At 64.2% G+C, this 4,111-nt stretch carries 5 protein-coding genes; all 5 read right to left on the reverse strand.

Annotated features, from left to right (window positions below):
* Positions 1-254: 254 nt before the first annotated feature.
* The 5 genes from IT472_RS06885 to IT472_RS06905 all read right to left on the reverse strand — a co-directional run bounded on the left by IT472_RS06885 (position 255) and on the right by IT472_RS06905 (position 4,043).
* Positions 255-683: a DUF6362 family protein gene (locus IT472_RS06885; protein ID WP_049418346.1), complete on the reverse strand. Its 429-nt coding sequence runs from the start codon at positions 681-683 to the stop codon at positions 255-257.
* Positions 676-885 carry a hypothetical protein gene (locus tag IT472_RS06890; protein WP_297180278.1) on the reverse strand — a complete coding sequence of 70 codons (210 nt, stop codon included), beginning with the start codon at positions 883-885 and terminating at the stop codon, positions 676-678. Before IT472_RS06890 ends, IT472_RS06885 begins: the two co-directional genes overlap by 8 nt.
* Position 886: 1 nt before the next feature.
* The gene (locus tag IT472_RS06895) at positions 887-1,363 is read right to left on the reverse strand and encodes a hypothetical protein (RefSeq protein ID WP_297180280.1); all 477 of its coding nucleotides are present in this window, start codon (positions 1,361-1,363) and stop codon (positions 887-889) included.
* 131 nt (positions 1,364-1,494) lie between these two features.
* Positions 1,495-3,792 (reverse strand): phage/plasmid primase, P4 family, encoded by a 2,298-nt coding sequence (locus tag IT472_RS06900; protein WP_297180281.1) that lies wholly within the window; start codon positions 3,790-3,792, stop codon positions 1,495-1,497.
* Positions 3,789-4,043 carry a hypothetical protein gene (locus tag IT472_RS06905; RefSeq protein ID WP_049246986.1) on the reverse strand — a complete coding sequence of 85 codons (255 nt, stop codon included), beginning with the start codon at positions 4,041-4,043 and terminating at the stop codon, positions 3,789-3,791. The genes IT472_RS06900 and IT472_RS06905 overlap by 4 nt, the downstream gene beginning before the upstream one ends.
* Between the last annotated feature and the right edge of the window lie 68 nt (positions 4,044-4,111).

The raw sequence follows: 4,111 nt of genomic DNA on the forward strand, positions 1-4,111 counted from the left end.
TGGGGTGGTAACCCGAGCCGGTAACCTGCCGACTGGTAACCTTGCCCGCGCCCTGACGCTAAAAAAGCGCCGCGCTCGCGCCCCCCGCATGGGTTATTCCGCAGGAAGGGCCCATTTTTTTCGGGCCGCCTCGCTTGCCGTCACCGCTGTCCAGAAGGTAGCTGAATATTACGCTCGGATGCCGCGATTTGTTGCAGTCGATCCGATCCGAAAAAGGGACAAACGCCGGAAACGAAGGACAAACGCGGCAAGCATTACCCTAAATTGCCCACGTTTTTGGAAGGCAATCGCACGCCATCGCCGTTGAGTTGTGTCGCTACGATCTCCAGCGCCCGTTGCCACCGTCGCCACGCCGTCGTCCGGTCGCAGGCAAAGCGGATGGTGATGTCCCGCCAGCCGTAGCGCTTGGCGCGCATCCACACCAGATGGCGCTGCTCGACCTCCAGCCACTGCACCCACTGCATCGCCTCCAGCATCCGGTCGATGGCGTCGGGTGCGGGCGGGAATGGGCGGTAGACCTTCTCATCGGCAGAGAACGTCTCCCACTCCCGGCGCACGATGGCAGGCCAGCAGTTGAAGTAGCCCTGCACGCGCACGGGTGGCAGGCGTCGGGAGGTAGCGGCAGCTTCCTCGAAGCGAGCTGCCACGTCCTCAATCGTCCAAGCGGTGTGACGGTTAGCCATGACGCCGTCCTCCTGCACCGTAGAGACGCTCACCAATCTGGCGCACCAATTCGCGCTCCATCCAGTCGAGACGTTCATCGTCGGGTGACACGACCAGGATGTGCTGGTCGCGCCAGCCGCGTTGCTTGATGGCGTCCACATCCTGGACATCAGGCTGGAGTCGCCCGAGGGGACAGCGGTATTGGGGTGTCGGCACCTTCATCTCACACCTCCCGTTCCAGTGCGTTTTGCTCGATGGCCCAATGCAGCAGCGCCAGTGCATCGGCTTCGTTGTCGTCGACCGGGGCGTGGCCACGGGCACGGATGGATGCGATCACATTCTCCTTGCCTGCATTGCCCTTGCCGGTGGCGTGCTTCTTGATCGTGCCCACCGGAACGCCCTGGTACGGAATCTGGTGGTGCTCGCACCACGCGGTGAGCGTGGCGAGGAAGCCGCCGTAGGCGTGTGCCGCATCGGTCGAGACGTGGCGGCGCACTTCCTCGAAGTGCAGGCAGTCGATGCCGTCGCAGGACTGCTTGATCTCGGTGAGCCAACGCTTGAATCTCAGAAAACGCATTCCGCCGCCTTCAAAGCGTTGCGGCCGGAAGCTCTCGGAGCCGCTGGTGATGTGGCCATCGCTGCCGCGTAGCGCCCAGCCGGTGGTGGTGCCCAGATCGAGGGCAAGAATGGTGGTGGTCATGGTGTCAGTCCTCGTTTTTGGCGGGCCTGACGGATCGGACGGGTCTCATCGAAACATCCCATGAGGCGCGCACGCACGCACACGCGTAGGAGTTACGACGTAGTCCGTCCGATCCGTCAGACGCGGTTGTTTCAGTCATCGGCGTAAGGGGTGTAGGACGGTGCGGGCGGGTACTTGAGGCCCACGCCCTGAAACCCGCGCAGACCCATGCCGTTGCGCCATTTGTCCATGCCACGGGTGAGCAGCAGATCGGCAAAGCGCTTTTGGGAGCCCGTGAATTCCCCGGCAGCCTCAGCCCACAGCTTCCAGTCGTTGAACAACTCGGCGGTCAGCGACTTGGCGTTGGGCTCGCGCACGCAGCGCTCATCGAGCCAGCGGCCCAGGGCGTCCTCGGCTTCGAAATACTCCTCGGTGGCGTCCACCACGCGTTGTGGCGGGCTGAGTCGTCCGTGGCGCTGCCAGTCGAGACAACCCTGCACGGCCCACGCGAGGATGCCGTCACGTTCGGCCAGGAGCTTCTGTTGCAGGCTCTTGTCGCGGCGCTCGGGCGGCACGGTGATCGTGAAAGGGATCAGGTGCAGCCTGCGTTTCATCGCCTCGTCGATATTGCGAATAGCGGGCTTGTGGTTGCCCGCCACGAACAACTTGAACTGCGGGAAGAACTCAAAGAAGTCCTGGCGCATGAAGCGCGCTGAAATCTTGTCGCCACCGGTGAGGTTCTTGAGCTTGGACTCGGCCCACCGTTTTCCCTGTTCAGTTTCGATGGCCGCCACGAAGCGCGCACCGCGCAGTCCCGCCATATCGGTCGGGTGCCGGTCGGTGCGCGTCTCCATGAAGGTGTCCATCGGCGCGTTGGTCGCGTAGTCGCCCAGGATCGTGGCCAACGTGTTGACGAACACCGACTTGCCGTTCGCGCCCGTGCCGTACAGGAAAAACAGCGCGTGCTCTTGCGTCGACCCGGTCAGCGCGTAACCGACCATCCGTTGCAGGTAGGACTCAAGTTCCTTGTCGCCACCCGTGACCTCGTCGATGAACTGCCTCCAGGTCGGGCAGTCGCCGCTGGGCGTGGCTGTGGTGATCTTGGTCATCCGGTCGGCGCGCTCGTGCGGGCGCATCCGGCCTGTCTTGAGATCGACCACGCCGCCCGGCGTGTTGAGCAGCCACGGATCTGCATCCCATTCGTCGGTGGTGGCCGCGTGCCTGCGGTCAGCACGCGCTAGGCGTTCCACACCGCCGACCGTTCCTGCGCTGGCCAATTTGGCGGCGACCTTGGGGTTGTCGGCGCGTACAGCCGTCTGGCGACAAACGCTGCGAATCAGGTCCGTGGCCGCCAGCGTGTCTTCGGTGCGCCAGCGTTGCCCGTCCCACACCAGCCACTTGCCCCAACCAGCCACGTAACGCCAGTCACGGTGGTAGCGGCGCGTGAACGACAGCGCCAGCGCGTCCTCCGTGCCCCAAACGGATTCGTCGCTGCTGACCACCGGCTCGACATCATCGGCCACATCGTGCATCTGCAGGCGCGGGCCATGGGTGAGGAAGGTGGCGACGTCGAAGCCCTCGGCGATGGCGTCGGCCACGTCCCAGCCCTCGGCAGCTTCCTCGGGCGGATAGAGGATGTGGCAGGACTTCGCACCCGCCGACAGGATGGCCTGCGCCGCCAGCGTCGCGTACTCCCAGCCCGGTTTGTCGCGGTCGGGCCAGATCAGCACGGCCTTGGCCGAAATCGGCGACCAGTCGGTCTTGTCTACCGGGGCGTTCGCGCCATGCATTGCCGTGGTGGCCACAATGCCCACATCGATCAGGGCCTGCGCGCACTTCTCGCCTTCGACCAGCACCACCTGCGCGGTACTGGTCATGCCTGGCTGGTTGTAGAGCGGACGCGGGTCGGGCGGTGCCATCTTGCGCCGCTTCGCATCCCCGGGCCGGACCTGCTTCTTCTGTCCGGGCGGGTCGTAGCGGTAAACGACGGCGATGAGATGGCCTTGGGCGTCGAGATAGTCCCACTTCGCGGTGGCGGGGCCGAGTTCGTCTACCGGCACGTCCTTCTTGTTGGCCTTGCGCACCGGCGTGGAACGCGTACGACCGAGCAGATCGGCGGCGGCATCGAGCACGCGCAGAAAGTCGCGGGTCACATCGATGCCGAAGTGATTGCCGATCAGCGCGTACACATCGCCGCCGGAGTTGTCGGCACGATCCGTCCATAGGCCTGCCTTTTCGCCCTCAAGCACCACCTCAAGGCTGTCGCCAGGGCTACCCAGCACATCACCGATGAGGAACTTGCCCCGGCGCTTCTTGCCTGCCGAGAACAGAGTGAACAGCACCGATTCCAGCCGGGCGAGCAGTTCTGCGCGCAGTTCCTCCCGCTCGGCATCGCTGACGATGCGTGGTTGGTTTCCGGTGGGGACGGCGGTGTCGTTGAAGTCGATCATTCGGCCTCCTCGACGGCGGTATCCGTATCTCCCGCGAAGCGGCTTTGCGCTGCCGCATTGCGTGCCGCCCACGTAGAAAGCTCTGACAGGCGATAGCGCACCAGCCCACCCATGAGGTAGTGGGGAATCCGGTATTTGCTGCGCATCGCGTGATCGGCGAACCAGTAATACGGCAGGCGCAGCGCGGCAGCCGCCTGCTTGGCGTCGATCATCGGTTCGATGCCGGTAGATGAAAGGGTGTTGTCGGTCATGCTTGTGTCCTCCAGCAGCGGTCTTGCCATGCACACATCCGACATTCGAAGTGGGTCGGGTCATGGAA

The organism is Thermomonas sp. (assembly GCF_020850895.1).
Taxonomy (GTDB): domain Bacteria; phylum Pseudomonadota; class Gammaproteobacteria; order Xanthomonadales; family Xanthomonadaceae; genus Thermomonas.

Excerpts from the sequence above, each read along its gene's own strand:
- IT472_RS06885 (WP_049418346.1), bottom strand. The coding sequence starts at position 683 with ATGGCTAACCGTCACACCGCTTGGACGATTGAGGACGTGGCAGCTCGC.
- IT472_RS06895 (WP_297180280.1), bottom strand. The coding sequence starts at position 1,363 with ATGACCACCACCATTCTTGCCCTCGATCTGGGCACCACCACCGGCTGG.
- IT472_RS06905 (WP_049246986.1), bottom strand. The coding sequence starts at position 4,043 with ATGACCGACAACACCCTTTCATCTACCGGCATCGAACCGATGATCGAC.
- IT472_RS06900 (WP_297180281.1), bottom strand. The coding sequence starts at position 3,792 with ATGATCGACTTCAACGACACCGCCGTCCCCACCGGAAACCAACCACGC.
- IT472_RS06890 (WP_297180278.1), bottom strand. The coding sequence starts at position 885 with ATGAAGGTGCCGACACCCCAATACCGCTGTCCCCTCGGGCGACTCCAG.